Below are 14250 nucleotides of genomic sequence, written 5' to 3'. Positions count from 1 at the left end.
ATGGGATTCAATCTGACCGTGAACGGCGATCGCCTCTCCTCCGCGGCCGACCCTGCCACCCCGCTGGTCGATGTGCTGCGCGAGGAGATGCATCTGACCGGCGCGAAGCCGGTCTGTCGCGAGGGCTTTTGCGGTGCCTGCATGGTGCTGATCGATGGCGAGCCCATGCCGTCATGTCTGCTGCCCACGGCGCTGGCCGACGGCCGCGAGATCCAGACAGTCGAAGGCCTTGCGCCGCACGGCCAATTGAATCGCATCCAGGCGGCACTCGAGGCCGGCGATGCCGTGCAATGCGGCATGTGCTTTCCCGGCATGGCGGTGAGCCTGACACACCTGCTGACGACCCGGCCGGATGCAACCCGTGACGATATCCGCGCGGCGCTGACCGGGAACATCTGCCGCTGCACCGGCTATGAACGCATCGTCGAGGCGACATTGCTCGCCTTGGCCACGAGATGATCGGGAGGTGCAGCGATGTCCGACGTTTCCGCAACGATGGATCTGCGCCGGCGTGACGCCGCCGACAAGCTGCGCGGCCGCACGCGCTACACCATCGATCGGTATCTGCCGGGCATGCTGCATGCCGCGGTGCTGCGGGCCAGCGTACCTGCCGGGCGGATCATTCGTCTCGATACCTCCAGGGCAACACGCATGCCGGGGGTGCGCGCCATCGTAACGGCGGCCGATGCGCCCGGCATGATCGGGATCGGCATCGCCGATCATCCGCTGTTCGCCCGCGACGTCATCCGCTACGACGGCGAACCGCTGGCCGCAGTCGCAGCCGTCACGCTGGCGCAGGCGCAAGCCGCGCTCGCGGCGATTGACGTCGAGATCGAGCCGCTTCCCGCCGTCTTGACCATGGCCGATGCGCTGGCGCCGGATGCACGTCTGGTTCATCCGGACTGGCGCGACTACGAGGTCCTGCTCGAAGGCAGCGCGCGCGGCGGCAACGTCGCCTGGGAGGCGACCGTCGTTCGCGGCGATGTCGATGCCGCCTTTGCCCGGCCTGACGTCGAGATCGTCGAAAGCTGCTTTCGCGTCGGCCGGCAGAACCACGTCGCCTTCGAGCCACGCGCGGTGGTCGCAAGCTACGAGGACGGGCGCTTCCACATCGAGACGTCGACGCAGGTTCCCTGGAGCATCCGCAATGCGACCGCGCGCCTGCTCGGCGTGCCGGCGTCGCAGGTCCGCGTCACGGTGCCGCCGGTCGGCGGCGGCTTCGGCCTCAAATTCGATCTGGCGGTGGAACCCTTTGCCGCCCTGCTCGCCCGCGCCAGCGGCCGGCCGGTACGCCTGGTCAATTCGCGCGAAGAGGAGATGCTCACCTGCCTGTTCCGCGAGAACGCCGATATCCGCATCCGCTCGGCCGTCACGCGCGAGGGCGACATCGTCGGGCGCGAGGCGGTGGTCCTGATGGACTGCGGCGCCTATGGCGGCGAGCAGATCTTCCTGACCACCATGACCGCGCACACGCTCGGCGGCAACTACCGGCTCGGAAGCGTGCGCATGGTCTCGCGCGCGGTCTACACCAACACGGCGCCGAACGGCGCGTTCCGCTGCTGCAATGGCGTCTACAACACCTTTGCGCTGGAGCGGCACACCGACGAGATCGCGGCGCGGATCGGAATGGATCCGCTCGCCTTCCGCCGTCGCAACGTGCTCGGCGACCGGGATCTCGGGGCCACCGGCCAGATATTCGAAGGCAACGTGCTGGGCCCGATGCTCGAGCGGATGGATACGCTGCGCGATGCGGCAGCGCCGCCGCCGGCGCGCAGCGACGGCCGGCTCTATGGACGGGCGACCACCGTCGGCACCTGGTTCGTCTTCGTCGGCCCGTCGGCCGCGACGGTGAACATGAACGCCGACGGCACGGCGACGCTGGTCACGTCTGGCGTCGAAATTGGGTCCGGCTCGATGATGCAGAGCCTGCCGCAGATCGTCGCCAGCTCGCTCGGCATCGCGCCCGAGCATGTGATCGTGCGCGCCGCCGATACCGATGCGGCCGGCTATGACGTCGGCGTCGGCGGTGGCCGCACCACCGTCTCGCTCGGCGCGGCCAGCCTGTCGGCAGCGCAGGAGGTGCGCACCAAGCTCCTGAAGGTCGCTTCCGAGATGATCGAGGCGGCGCCCGATGATCTCGTCATGCGCGAGGGCCGGATCGAAATCGCCGGCGTGCCGGGCTCCGGCCGCACCGTCACGGAGGTCGCAACCCGCGCCCAGGCGCTCGGTGGCCCGGTCTCCGGCACCGGCGCCTTCACCGGCGCCGGCGTGCCCGCGATGCCCGGCTGCGTCGCCGGCCATTTCATCGACGCGATCGACATTCCCGTCTTCGCGGTCCATGACTGCGAGGTCGCCGTCGATCCGGAAACCGGACATGTCGAGGTGCTGAGCTATCGCGTGGTGCAGGACGTCGGCCGCGCGCTGAACCCGCGCGCGATCCACGGCCAGATCCAGGGCGGTGTCGTGCAGGGGCTGGGTTATGCATTGCACGAGGAGGTCACGATCGGCGGCAACGGCCGGGTCTGCCAGAACGGCTTCGAAACCTATCGCGTGCCGCTGGCGCTCGATGTCGTGCCGGTCGAAATCAGTCTCTACGAGGGGGCGCCGTCAATCGGACCGCTCGGCACCAAGGGGGCCGGCGAGGTACCGATCCTCAACGTCGGGGCGGCCGTCGCCTGCGCCGTTGCAAACGCCACGGGCAAACGCGTCCAGACGCTTCCATTAACCCCGCCGCGGGTGCTCGAGTTGCTACTCGACCGCACGCAGGATCTGGCCCTGCCCCACATAGCCGATGCGTGGACCGACAATCTGATCCGTTCGCATCAGACAGCTTACGACAAATAGCCGCGCAACCCGCGCCCGTCCGGCGCGTCAACGCGGTCGATTGAACCGCTAGACCCAGCCGCCGTCGACGATATGGCTCTGGTTGGTGCAGGCGCCGCTGTCGTCGGCGGCGAAGAACAGGACGACGCGGGCGATGTCGTCAGGCACAAGCTTGCGCTTGAGGCATTGCCGCTGCATCAGTTCAGTGACGCCCTCGGGCGTCAGCCACAGATCCTGCTGCCGCTGGGTCATGATCCATCCGGGCAGGATGGAGTTGACCCGCACGTTGTGCGGTCCGAGATCGCGGGCCAGCGCGCGGGTGAGGCCCTGCACCGCGGATTTGGCCGTGGTGTAGCAGGGCATGTTGCCCTGTCCGATCACCCAGCTCACCGATCCGATGTTGATGATCGCACCGCCGCCCGCCAGCTTCATGTCGGGTGCGACCGCCTGGGCGCTGAAGAACTGATGCTTGAGGTTGACCGCAATCCGCTCGTCCCAGAATTCCGGGGTGACGTCCTCGATCGCATGACGATCATCGCGCGCTGCGTTGTTGACCAGGATGGTGATCGGCCCGAGCGCTTCGCGAATGCCGTCGACCGCGCGGCGCAGCGCGCCGATGTCGCGCAGATCGGCGTGTTCGAAGTGCACGCGCGCTTGCGCTCCCAGATCGGACAGCAGTTGCTCCGAGGACGTCAGATCGATGTCGATGAAACCGACTCGCGCGCCCTGGTTGATGAACTGGCGGACGATGGCCTCGCCAATGCCGGAACCGCCACCGGTGACCAGAACGGTCCGGTCCTTGAGGCTTGGATAGACGGCACCCTGCATTGGCATTCTCTCGATTTGGCGCCTGAAGCGCGTCGGTTGCTCTGCTGCGGCTCAAGCGGAGAGCCACAGCTCCCGAGATTCACTCGGTCGATTCCATGTGGCTTCGGTCCACGACCCGCAGCGTCCGCCGCACCATACCGTCGACGATCGTCGCCGACTCGCTGGGACGCACATGGATCGCCGTCGACTTGAGCAGCCACGGCAGCACCGCCTGCTCGAGCCGCTCTTCATAGGCGGTGCGCATCATGTCGAACGCCTCCAGGCCGGGACCTGCGAGGATCAGATGATGCGGGCGCAACACCGATATCGTCGTGGCGACCGCTTCGGCGAGCGCGTGGCCCGCCTGGCGGAATAGCTGCTCGAGACGGGGATCGCCGGCGCGTGCCCGCGCGCGCAGCAGCGCCATCTGCGCCTCGGACGGTTGCTGCGACACCGCCGGCGGCAGGTCGAGGAAGGTACGGGCGTCGCGGTAGAGCGCATAGTCGGCGAGATGGGCCTCGATGCAGCCGCGCTGACCACAGCGACATTGCGGGCCATTCGGCGTCAACTTGACATGGCCGATCTCGCTGCCCGCACCGGCACCCCAGCGCGCTTCACCGTCGACAACGATGCCCATGCCGATGCCGTGACCGACCATGAGCGTGGCCGTGAGGCCCTGCGCCAGTGCCGGCTCGGCCGCGACGAGCGCGAGCGCCACCGCGACCGCATCGTTCGCCATCACGACTTCGACGCCGAATTCCTCGCGGATCGGCTTTGCCAGGTCGACGTCGGTGATCGACAGCGCGGGGCTCCACAGATGCCGGCCGGCGTCGGCGTCGACGATGCCTTGCAGCGCAATCCCGATTCCCAGCAGCCGGTCTCGCGGCGTGCCGGTCGCTTCGAGCATGGCCTCGATCTGCGCGATCACGAGATCGCGCAACGCGTCTGCATCGAGGCCCCGCGTCGTCAGTTCGAGCCGCGACTGCGCCAGGGCCGAGCCGCTGAAATCGGCGATCAACGTCTCGATCAAATTCATGCGCAGCGAGACGGCAATGATGCGACCGAATTCAGGATTCAAGGTGAGCAGGACGGCCGGACGGCCGCGGCGGCGGCCGTTCAGCCCATCCGTATCCTCGTCTTCGGTATCGTCCGGCCACGACGTCGCGGCATCCGTCTCGGCCTCAACCAGCAGGTCTTCCGCCATCAGCTTCGACGTAATGGCCGAAATGGCCGGGAAGCTCAGCCCGGTGCTGCGCGCCAGTTCGACGCGCGGCAACGGCCCCTGGCGCCGCAAGACTTCGACGAGACGGTCGCGGTTCGATCCGCGGGCCAGACTTGAAGCGCGTCTCAGCGGTTCGGGCTGCTCATTCATGCCGGCCTTTTTAATTCGCTTGATAAAATTATTCAACGGATACGCCTCAGATATTGGCCAGAAAGCGTCGATAGCGGCCGAAATACATCACCTTGCTACTATTCTTGCTTGCAAGGCATGGACTCGAACATCCTTGACTGGACATTTTGTCGCGCTAATTTATTAGTTACGTGAATAAAATAAGGCGTGAAAAACGCCGGGCGTGAAATCCCCTCACCGGGGGTGTCGACAGGGAGGTGCATATGAATGACTCAACAAGAAGATTGATCGTGCCGTTGTTGGCGGGCGCAGCCGCGCTCGCGATGGCCACGGGGATAGCACAGGCGCAGCAAAAAAAGACCATCGCGCTGGTGACCAACGTCGCGGCCGACTTCTGGACCATCGCGGGCCGCGGGCTCGAGAAGGCGCAGAAAGAGCACCCCGACTACAATATCGAGCTGATCGTCACCAACGAAGGCACTGCGGCCGGCCAAAGGCGCGAGCTGGACGACCTGCTGGTGCGCGGCGTCGCCGGCATCTCGATCTCCGTCGACGATGCACCGCATGCGACCGAAGAACTCAACAAGGTTGCGGCCAAGACCGTGCTGATCACGACCGACAGCGACGCGCCGCAGAGCAATCGCCTCGCCTATATCGGCACCGACAACGTCGCGGCCGGACGGCAGGCCGGCGAGGAGATCAAGAAGGCGCTGCCGAACGGCGGCAAGATCGCGCTGTTCGTCGGAACGATGGACGCCGATAACGCGCGCGAGCGCGTGCAGGGCATCAAGGAATCGATCGCCGGCACCAAGGTCGAGCTGGTCGACGTGTTCACCGACCAGGTGGACTTCGCCAAGGCCAAGGCGAACATGGAGAACGTGCTCGTCAAATACCCCGACATCGCGTTGCTGTCCGGCCTGTGGAGCTACGAGACCCCGCTGATCTATGACGCGGTGAAGGCTGCGGGCAAGGCCGGCAAGGTGAAGATCGTCGGCTTCGACGAGGATCAGCGCACGCTGCGCGGCATCTCCGACGGCACGATCGAATCCACCGTCGTGCAGCAGCCCTACGAGTTCGGCTACCTTTCCGCCACCAACATCATCAAGACGTTGAATGGCGACAAGTCCTGGATCCCGAAGGACAGCAAGCTGATCGTGCCGACCAAGGTGATCAGCAAGGCCAACGTCGCGGAGTTCGCCGCCCATCTGAAAGAGCTGCTGAAGAAGTAACTTCAGTCGGCTTCATCGCCCGGCCGCGACAGGCCGGGCGATGCGCAGGAGGATATGCCGAATGGCGGAGACGCTGCTCGAACTCAGCGGAATCAGCAAGACCTATCCCGGCGTGAGGGCGCTCGACGACGTCAATCTGCGCGTCTGCCGCGGCGAGGTGCTGGGCCTGATCGGCGAGAACGGCGCCGGCAAATCGACGCTAATGCGCGTGCTGGCCGGCGTGATCGCGCCGAGCGCGGGCGCGATCCGCATCGGAGGCACCGAGCACGCCCGGATGACGGTGAACGAGGCGACGCTCGCCGGCATCGCCTTCGTGCACCAGGAGTTGAACCTGTTCGAGAATCTCGACGTCGCAGCCAACGTCTTCATCGGGCGCGAGAAGCTTGTCGGCGGCCCGCTGAAGCTGGTCGACAATGCGGAGATGCGCGCCCGCGTGACGCCGCTGCTGGAACGGCTGGGCGCCGATTTCACACCGGGCACGCTGGTCGACAATCTGTCGATCGCGGAGCGCCAGATGGTGGAGATCGCCAAGGCGCTCTCCATCGACGCCCGCGTGATCATCATGGACGAGCCGACCTCGAGCCTGACGATTTCGGAGACGGAACGGCTGCTCGAGGTGATCGCCGACCTGAAGGCGCACGGCATCTCGGTGATCTACATCTCGCATCGGCTCGGCGAGATCATGAGCTGCGCCGATCGCGTCGTGGTGCTGCGCGACGGGCGCACGGTGGGCGAGCTGGCGCGGAACGAGCTGAGCCATGCTGCCATGATCCGCCTGATGATCGGCCGCGACCTGAAGGCGCTTTATACGCCGCCGGCGCATTCTCCGCAGCCGGGCGGCTGCGACATCGCCGGCGTGGTGACGACGGCGTTTCCCGATCGGCAGATCGACCTTTCGGTGCGGCGCGGCGAAATCCTCGGCCTCGCCGGACTCGTGGGCGCCGGCCGCACCTCGCTGGCCCGCGTGGTATTCGGCATCGATCCGGTGCTGGGCGGCGAGATCAGGATCGACAACGCGCCGGTCGATGTCACCTCGCCGCGCGAGGCGATCAGGCAGGGAATCTACCTGGTGCCGGAGGATCGCAAGAAATCCGGGCTGGTTCTGGAACTGCCGATCCGCGAAAACGTGACGCTCGCGAGCCTGCTGGACCACGCGCGGATGTGGCTGGTCAACGGCACGGCCGAGCGCAAGGTCGCAAAGGACCAGGCGAGGCGCCTGTCGATCAAGGCGCCGAGCATCGACATCGAAGCGGTAACGCTCTCCGGCGGCAACCAGCAGAAAGTGGTGCTGGGCAAGTGGCTCTCGATGCAGCCCCGGGTGATGTTCTTCGATGAGCCGACCCGCGGCATCGACGTCGGCGCCAAGAGCGAGATCTATGCGCTGATGCGCAGCCTCGCCGACCAGGGCGTCGCGATCGTGATGATCTCCTCCGACATGGAAGAGGTCATCGGCGTCTCAGACCGCGTCGCAGTGATGCATGAAGGCAGCGTCAGCGGCGTGCTCGAGCGTGATCAGTTCAGCGAATACAACGTGTTGCGGCTGGCGGTCGGCCAAGCGCTCGAAACCGTGGAGGCCGCAACGCTATGATGAAGAAGGAACTCGGCCTGTTCTTGCTGCTGGCGGTGATCTCCGCCATCACCGGCGCGATCAACCCGGCCTTTCTGTCGTTCGTGAACCTGTTGAACATGGCCAATCTGATCGGCCTGTTCGGTGTGTTCGCGCTGGGTGAAGGGCTCGTCATCATCACCGGAGGCATCGATCTTTCGCTCGGCTCGATGTTCGCGCTGCTCGGCGTCGTCTTCATCGACCTGCTGACGACCTATCAGGTGCCCTGGCCGTTCGCGCTGCTGCTGGTCCTGATGGGTGGGCTTGCGCTGGGCGGCATCCAGGGTTTCCTGATCACCCGGCTGAAGATGCAGCCCTTCATCGTGACGCTGTGCGGGCTTTTGATCTATCGCGGCGCCGCGCGCTACTACACCAGCGATTCCACGCGCGGCTTCGGCTACGGCGACGAGGCCAGCACGCTGAGCAACATCGCTTCCGGCAATGTCGCCGGTATTCCGAACACCTTCATCTTCCTGATCATCCTGGCGGTGATCCTCGGCGTGCTGCTGCACCGTTCGGTCTACGGGCGCTGGCTCTATGCCGTGGGCAAGAACGAGGAAGCGGCGCGCTACTCCGGCATCAGGACCAACCTCGTGATCGCGACCGCCTATGTCATCAGCGGCGGCCTCGCCGGCGTCTCGACCGTCCTGTTCGTCTTCTACACCAACTCGGTCTCGCCGAGTTCCTTCGGCAATTTCTACGAGCTCTATGCAATTGCGGCGGCTGTCCTCGGCGGCTGCAGCCTGCGCGGCGGCGAAGGCTCCATTCTCGGCATAGTGCTGGGGACGGCGCTGCTGCAGGTGCTGCAGAACCTCGTCAACATCCTCGGCATTCCGAACTCGCTGAACTTCGCGGTGATGGGCACCGTGATTCTGATCGGCGTGCTGGCGGATCAGCAATTGCAGGCCCGGCGGCGGCGCAAGGCCGCGCTGGCCGGCCTCGCCCGCACGGCACCCAAATCGAAGGAACCCACGCTTCGGCAGAGCGCGTCCGCACACGGCGCGGCCGCGTTGCCGACGAGCGCGGGTGATCAGGCGTGACAATACGATACGTAAGAACCGCGATCGGGAATATGAGCGCGGTGACGCAGGTAGAGGACCAAGGGGAGAAGTTCGATGCGCATGACCGATGAAGCACACGGCGCTCGCGTGCAGGTCGGCGCTGCGGCCCGAGGGCGGCCGCAGCTCGGGCTCACCGCCGCCTCGAAGGCTTTGGTGTGCTTGAGTTTTCTATCTAACGTTGAAAGTTCCATGCACTGAACGGAGCGCGTTCCGGCTGAAGGGCTTTGGGCGGGGACGCGACACGAAAATCGACAAAGCCGGGGACGCTGGGAGTGCAGAAAATGTCACTTTGGTCTGAAAGCACCGCGCGGGCGTGCGGCGTGGGGATCGCCTTGTTATCTCTGTTCGGCGGCGGCGGCGCACATGCTGCCGATCTGTTAACGAAGGCTCCGCCTGTGCCTTACACGGAAACCGATGATTTCTGGACGAGACCGTATCTGTTCGGCGATCTCGGCAGAACGCAGCTGAAAGAGCGAGGCATCTCGCTGGCCCTGACGCTGGGCGACGAAGCCGTCGGCAATTTGTCGGGCGGCAACAAGAATGTCGGGGCCAACGCCGGACAGCTGTTCTTCCAGGCAAAGTTCGACATGGCGAAGCTCGCCGGCATCCAGGGCGGCACCGTCGGCCTCACGTTGGTCGACCGCTTCGGCCACAATCTGAACGACGACGCAGGCATTCCGGCCTTGCAGCTGACCAACGAAGTGTTCGGCCGCGGCAATATCCTGCGCCTCACAGAACTCTACTACTCGCAAAAGCTGTTCGATGACCGCCTCGAACTAAAGGGCGGCCGTCTGCCGGTCGGCTCCGACTTCTTCTTCGGCCTGTGCGAGTTCATCAACCTGACCTTCTGCGGCGGCCAGCCCGGCAACATCCAGGGTGGCTACATCTACAATTGGCCGGTGAGCCAATGGGCCGGTGTGGCCCACTACAACTTCGCCAAGGAATGGCAGCTGTCGGTCGGCGTCTACGACGCCAATCCGAATTATCTGACGACGTCGGATTCCGCGACCTACTTCCTGCCGGGCGTCCCCGGCTCGAGCCGGGCCTCCGGCGTGCTGGTGCCGGTCGAGGTGGTCTGGGCGCCGAGCGGTCCCTTGAATGGAACCTGGAGATTCGGCGGCTGGTATGACAGCGCTTCGACGATTGACGGCGGCCTGCCCGGCATCATTGCGGCTATCCCCGGCGTCGATGGTGTCCCGGGCCAGAATCTCGGAGATCAGCGCGGCCGCTATGGCGTTTATGAGTCGATCCTGCAGCGGCTGACCGTCGACGGTGCAAAGGCACAGGGTTGGTACATGTTCCTCAATACGACGGTCGCCGATCATCGGACGTCGTATCAGGACTACCAGGTCGCCCTGGGCGTCAGGCACACCGGAACGTTCTCCTGGCGCCCTGAAGACGAAGTCGGCTTCGCGGTGGGTACGACCCACGTGAATTCGGCTGCGCTCACCCCGAATGCAGGCGGCAACGAAGTTCCGATCGAGGCCTGGTACGGCTGGCAGGCGACCGGCTGGATGAACCTCAAGTTCGACGCCCAGTATGTGATCAATCCTGGCGGACGCGGCTACAACGCTGCAGGCGTCAAGACCGAGAACGCCTGGGTGCTTGGTTTGCGCACGCTGGTGCACTTCTGAGCCGAAGGTGTTGCCAGCATGCCTAAGCGAGGCCAGCCATGGTGACCCCTCACGACGCCGGGCTGGCAGTCCTGGAGCTGAAGGGTATTGGCAAGGAGTTCGGCGCCATTCGTGCTTTGCATGGCGTCGACCTGCGCATCTCTCCCGGCGAAGTCGTCGGCCTGATGGGCGACAACGGCGCCGGCAAGTCGACGCTGGTCAAGATCATCGCCGGCAACTTCCCGCCAAGCCACGGCGAGATCCGCTTCGACGGCAAGCCGGTGCAATTCGCCCGTCCGATCGATGCCCGCGCGGTCGGGATCGAAGTGGTCTATCAGGACCTCGCGCTCGCCGACAATCTCACGGCAGCGGCCAACGTATTCCTCGGCCGTGAGCTCAAGCGCAAGCTTGGTCCGTTCGCGCTTCTCGACCACAAGGCGATGGCCGCGCGTGCGCTGGAGCTGTTCGGCGAGCTGCGCTCGGAAACCCGGCCGCACGATCTCGTCAAGCAGATGTCGGGCGGCCAGCGCCAGGCGGTCGCGATCGCGCGGACGCGGCTCTCCAACGCCAAGCTCGTCATGATGGACGAGCCGACGGCCGCAATCTCGGTCCGCCAGGTCGAGCAGGTCCTGGGCCTGATCCATCGCCTGAAGGAACAGGGCGTCGCCGTCATGCTGATCTCGCACCGCATGCCCGACGTGTTCGCGGTCTGCGATCGCGTCGTCGTCATGCGGCGCGGCGAGAAGCGCGCCGACAAGTCGATCGGCGACAGCAGCCCCGAGGAAGTCACCTCCCTGATCACGGGAGCGAAGGAGGCTGCGTGATGGCCACGCCCGTGGAATCTCCCCTCACCTTCACCAATGTCGGCAAGACCCAATGGTGGCGAAGCGGCTTCTTCGCCTCACAGACCGGCTACGTCCTGCTGGCGCTGGTGGCGCTGTTCGTGGTGATGAACTTCGCCAGCCCTTACTTCCTCACCCAAGGTAATCTGCAGAATGTGGCGAAGAACTTTTCCTTCATCGCCATCGCCACGCTCGGCGTAACCCTCGTCATCATCACGGGTGGCGTTGACCTCTCGGTGGGCTCGGTGATGTGCTTCTCCGCGATGATCACCTCGATGGTCATGACGTCCATCTCGACGCCGGGCATGCCGGGCGCGGACTGGTTCGTGCATCTTGCGCCTGACGGCAAGACCGTGATCGCCAACATGCCCGGGCTGATCCTGCTGGTCTCGATCCTGGCAGGGCTAGGCGTTGCGCTCGTGGTCGGCCTCGTCAATGGCTTCTGCATCGCAGTGCTCGGACTGTCGCCCTTCGTCACCACGCTCGGCATGCTCTCGATCGTACGCGGCCTTGGCTACGTCGTCTCCAACGGCCGGGGCAGCTTTCCCAGCGGGCCCGACGCCGATTCCTTCTACAAGCTGACATCGGGCGTCGTGTTCGGTATGCCCGCGCCCTTCATCTACCTCGTGGTGCTCGCCGCGACGATGGCGGTCGTGCTGCATCACACCGGCTTCGGCCGCCACGTCTTTGCCCTCGGCGGCAACGAGAGGGCGGCGGCGTTGACCGGCATTTCGGTGGTGCGCGTCAAGATCGAGGTCTACGTGATCTGCGCGCTCGCGGCCGGCCTGCAGGGCATCATCGTCTGCGGCTGGCTCGGATCCGCGCCGGCCAACATGGCGACCTCCTACGAGCTCAACGTCATCGCGGCCGCCGTGATCGGCGGCGCCAATCTTGCCGGCGGCGCCGGTGGCCCGCTCGGGGCCATCGTCGGCTGCGTGCTGCTGGAGGTGATCCGCAACGGCCTCGTGCTGGCACAGGTCAACTCCTACTGGCAGCAGACCCTGGTGGGCGTGATCATCATCGCGGCGGTGCTGGTCGATCGCCTTCGCTCGCGCATGGCCTGACAAATTCATCCTGGAGGATCGTCAATGTCCGCCTACCCGCCTCCGGGAGCCGACGCCTGAAGGGATAGGCACAATAAGAATGCGGAGGGAAACAATGAGGAAGGCACTTCTTGCCGCCGCGGTGCTCGCCATGATAGCGACGCCCGGCTTTGCGCAGAGCTACAAATTCGTGATCGTGCCGAAAGCGATGAACAATCCGTTCTTCGACTTCGCGCGCGACGGCTGCCAGAAACGAGCCAAGGAGCTCGGCAACATCGAATGCATCTACAAGGGTCCCGTCGAGCACGAGCCGGCGACGCAAGCTCAGATCATCCAGGACTTCATCACCCAGAAAGTGGACGGCCTCGCCATCTCGGTCGCCGACGTTGCCGCCATGACCAAGTCGATCGAGGCGGCAACCGCCGCCGGCATTGCCGTCATCACATTCGACTCCGACGCACCTGGCTCGAAACGGATTGCCTATATCGGCACCGACAACAAGGAGTTCGGCACAGCGCTCGGCAAGCAGTTGCTGAAGCTCCGGCCCGACGGCGGCAAATACGCGATGATCTCCGGCGGACCGGGTGCGGCGAACCTCGCTGAGCGCGTCGACGGCGTTCGAGAGGCACTCAAGGGCTCGAAGTGGACCGAGGTCGGCGGATCGCCGACCTTCTGCAATGACGACCCCGCGCTGGGCGTCCAGCAGATGACCGATCTGCGCACCGCAACACCCGACCTCGCGGCGATCATCCCGGTCGGTGGCTGGCCGATGTTCGCGCCGGAAGGCTTCAAGGCATTCGCCGGCAAGAGCAAGAAGGACATCGACACCGGCAAATTCACGGTCGTCGTCGCCGACACCCTCAAGATGCAACTGGAACTCCTGAATGAAGGCTATGCCAATGCGCTGATCGGCCAGCGACCGTTCGAGATGGGCGAGAAGGCGATGGACACGCTTCTTGCCATCAAGAAGGGCCAGAAGGTGCCGGAGATCATCCACACCGGCCTCGATGTGGTAACAAAGGACAACGTCGCGGCGATGCTGAAGTAGCGGCTGGGCGGCGCTTTGATGGTTCGCCGCGCTCGTTATCGAGAGCAGCTCATCAAGCGCCGCACTTCGCTCGCCGAGATTGCCTCGGTGCGCTCATCCAGCACCAACTTTTCCACGGCATATCCGACGTCTCGCCCGTAGAACACGTTGGTGATGTTCGGCAGCGCGACCACGACGAAGCGGCCGACGTGGTCTGCAAGGCCGGCTTCGATGCGCTGCCTGATCTCAGAAAACGAGAACGGATTCTTTTCGTCGGTTCCGTGTGTATCGCGCACGGCCACGCATACTTGTCCAACACGTCGGATGCCTTCCTCAATCAGTCGGCGGTGGCCTGCATGGAACGGTTGGTAACGCCCGATGAAGAGTGCGGTCGGCTTCCGTGGATCGAACGGTGGACGTAATCTGGCAAGGACCTGCTCTGCCCAGAATTGCGGCGTCCCATTTCCGTTCACGCGGAGATCGCAGTCGCCGGGAACAACGAACATGCGGTTGGTATCTTCGAAGCGCCCGGCATCGATGCGATCGACCCAGATCACAAATGCCCTTCCAAAAGCCGCTCGCGTCTCCTCTGTCGGACAGACGAAATCGGCAATCACCGTTCCACCGGCCTCGACCACGCGATCGCACATCCATCCCATCCGCCTGGCGTGCTCCACGCGGTCATCGTGACTAAAGCCGAGATCGCGTGACAGGTTCTCCCGCACGGCGTCCGCATTGAACACGACGGCATTGAGCAGTGGTGCAAGGGCTTTTGCCAGTGTGGTCTTGCCCGCGCCGGGCAGTCCCATGATCAATATCTTGCGCATCTCGTTCCTCTTGGAAGATAC

Annotated in this window: 13 protein-coding genes; 10 read left to right on the top strand and 3 right to left on the bottom strand. The window is 64.8% G+C overall.

All coding sequences use genetic code 11. The annotated features are described in order from the left end of the window. Both CK489_RS16865 and CK489_RS16860 read left to right on the top strand, forming a co-directional pair. Positions 1-459 carry a (2Fe-2S)-binding protein gene (locus CK489_RS16865; RefSeq protein ID WP_095733026.1) on the top strand — a complete coding sequence of 153 codons (459 nt, stop codon included), beginning with the start codon at positions 1-3 and terminating at the stop codon, positions 457-459. A gap of 15 nt (positions 460-474) precedes the next feature. Further along, positions 475-2844, top strand: coding sequence for a xanthine dehydrogenase family protein molybdopterin-binding subunit (locus CK489_RS16860; RefSeq protein ID WP_095733025.1), 2370 nt, complete (start codon positions 475-477; stop codon positions 2842-2844). 48 nt (positions 2845-2892) lie between these two features. Here the strand turns inward: CK489_RS16860 and CK489_RS16855 are convergent, their stop codons facing one another. After that, positions 2893-3651, bottom strand: a complete 759-nt coding sequence (locus CK489_RS16855; protein WP_095733024.1) for an SDR family NAD(P)-dependent oxidoreductase — start codon at positions 3649-3651, stop codon at positions 2893-2895. Between the two features lie 79 nt (positions 3652-3730). Continuing rightward, on the bottom strand, positions 3731-5002 hold the full coding sequence (locus CK489_RS16850) for an ROK family protein (RefSeq protein WP_095733023.1): 1272 nt from the start codon (positions 5000-5002) through the stop codon (positions 3731-3733). Between the two features lie 242 nt (positions 5003-5244). Here CK489_RS16850 and CK489_RS16845 point away from each other — a divergent pair, with 242 nt between their 5' ends. From CK489_RS16845 to CK489_RS16815, 8 genes are all read left to right on the top strand, one after another. After that, the gene (locus CK489_RS16845) at positions 5245-6210 is read left to right on the top strand and encodes a sugar-binding protein (protein WP_095733022.1); all 966 of its coding nucleotides are present in this window, start codon (positions 5245-5247) and stop codon (positions 6208-6210) included. Positions 6211-6271: 61 nt separating this feature from the next. Beyond that, entirely contained in the window at positions 6272-7798 is a 1527-nt protein-coding gene (locus CK489_RS16840) for a sugar ABC transporter ATP-binding protein (RefSeq protein WP_095733021.1), read from the top strand. Beyond that, on the top strand, positions 7795-8856 hold the full coding sequence (locus CK489_RS16835) for an ABC transporter permease (RefSeq protein WP_095733020.1): 1062 nt from the start codon (positions 7795-7797) through the stop codon (positions 8854-8856). The genes CK489_RS16840 and CK489_RS16835 overlap by 4 nt, the downstream gene beginning before the upstream one ends. A gap of 75 nt (positions 8857-8931) precedes the next feature. Beyond that, the gene (locus CK489_RS41385; protein WP_158226457.1) at positions 8932-9075 is read left to right on the top strand and encodes a hypothetical protein; all 144 of its coding nucleotides are present in this window, start codon (positions 8932-8934) and stop codon (positions 9073-9075) included. Between the two features lie 83 nt (positions 9076-9158). Next, positions 9159-10511 (top strand): carbohydrate porin, encoded by a 1353-nt coding sequence (locus tag CK489_RS16830; RefSeq protein WP_095733019.1) that lies wholly within the window; start codon positions 9159-9161, stop codon positions 10509-10511. Positions 10512-10549: 38 nt separating this feature from the next. Next, on the top strand, positions 10550-11314 hold the full coding sequence (locus CK489_RS16825) for an ATP-binding cassette domain-containing protein (protein ID WP_095733018.1): 765 nt from the start codon (positions 10550-10552) through the stop codon (positions 11312-11314). Then, positions 11314-12396 carry an ABC transporter permease gene (locus tag CK489_RS16820; protein ID WP_198960940.1) on the top strand — a complete coding sequence of 361 codons (1083 nt, stop codon included), beginning with the start codon at positions 11314-11316 and terminating at the stop codon, positions 12394-12396. Before CK489_RS16825 ends, CK489_RS16820 begins: the two co-directional genes overlap by 1 nt. Positions 12397-12490: 94 nt before the next feature. Next, entirely contained in the window at positions 12491-13423 is a 933-nt protein-coding gene (locus tag CK489_RS16815) for a sugar-binding protein (RefSeq protein WP_095733016.1), read from the top strand. A gap of 35 nt (positions 13424-13458) precedes the next feature. Here CK489_RS16815 and CK489_RS16810 read toward each other — a convergent pair whose 3' ends face one another. Continuing rightward, a complete protein-coding gene (locus CK489_RS16810; protein ID WP_245350397.1) occupies positions 13459-14229 on the bottom strand; it encodes an adenylyl-sulfate kinase in 771 nt (256 codons plus the stop codon). Between the last annotated feature and the right edge of the window lie 21 nt (positions 14230-14250).

This window comes from Bradyrhizobium sp. UFLA03-84, from assembly GCF_002289535.1.
In the GTDB taxonomy this organism is placed as follows: Bacteria; Pseudomonadota; Alphaproteobacteria; order Rhizobiales; family Xanthobacteraceae; genus Bradyrhizobium; species Bradyrhizobium viridifuturi.
The sequence above is the reverse complement of the archived record's forward strand: the minus strand, read 5'-3'. Positions and strand labels throughout refer to the sequence as shown.

Coding starts and splice junctions, on each gene's coding strand:
- CK489_RS16865 (WP_095733026.1), top strand. CDS start 1: ATGGGATTCAATCTGACCGTGAACGGCGATCGCCTCTCCTCCGCGGCC.
- CK489_RS16860 (WP_095733025.1), top strand. CDS start 475: ATGTCCGACGTTTCCGCAACGATGGATCTGCGCCGGCGTGACGCCGCC.
- CK489_RS16855 (WP_095733024.1), bottom strand. CDS start 3,651: ATGCAGGGTGCCGTCTATCCAAGCCTCAAGGACCGGACCGTTCTGGTC.
- CK489_RS16850 (WP_095733023.1), bottom strand. CDS start 5,002: ATGAATGAGCAGCCCGAACCGCTGAGACGCGCTTCAAGTCTGGCCCGC.
- CK489_RS16845 (WP_095733022.1), top strand. CDS start 5,245: ATGAATGACTCAACAAGAAGATTGATCGTGCCGTTGTTGGCGGGCGCA.
- CK489_RS16840 (WP_095733021.1), top strand. CDS start 6,272: ATGGCGGAGACGCTGCTCGAACTCAGCGGAATCAGCAAGACCTATCCC.
- CK489_RS16835 (WP_095733020.1), top strand. CDS start 7,795: ATGATGAAGAAGGAACTCGGCCTGTTCTTGCTGCTGGCGGTGATCTCC.
- CK489_RS41385 (WP_158226457.1), top strand. CDS start 8,932: ATGCGCATGACCGATGAAGCACACGGCGCTCGCGTGCAGGTCGGCGCT.
- CK489_RS16830 (WP_095733019.1), top strand. CDS start 9,159: ATGTCACTTTGGTCTGAAAGCACCGCGCGGGCGTGCGGCGTGGGGATC.
- CK489_RS16825 (WP_095733018.1), top strand. CDS start 10,550: ATGGTGACCCCTCACGACGCCGGGCTGGCAGTCCTGGAGCTGAAGGGT.
- CK489_RS16820 (WP_198960940.1), top strand. CDS start 11,314: ATGGCCACGCCCGTGGAATCTCCCCTCACCTTCACCAATGTCGGCAAG.
- CK489_RS16815 (WP_095733016.1), top strand. CDS start 12,491: ATGAGGAAGGCACTTCTTGCCGCCGCGGTGCTCGCCATGATAGCGACG.
- CK489_RS16810 (WP_245350397.1), bottom strand. CDS start 14,229: ATGCGCAAGATATTGATCATGGGACTGCCCGGCGCGGGCAAGACCACA.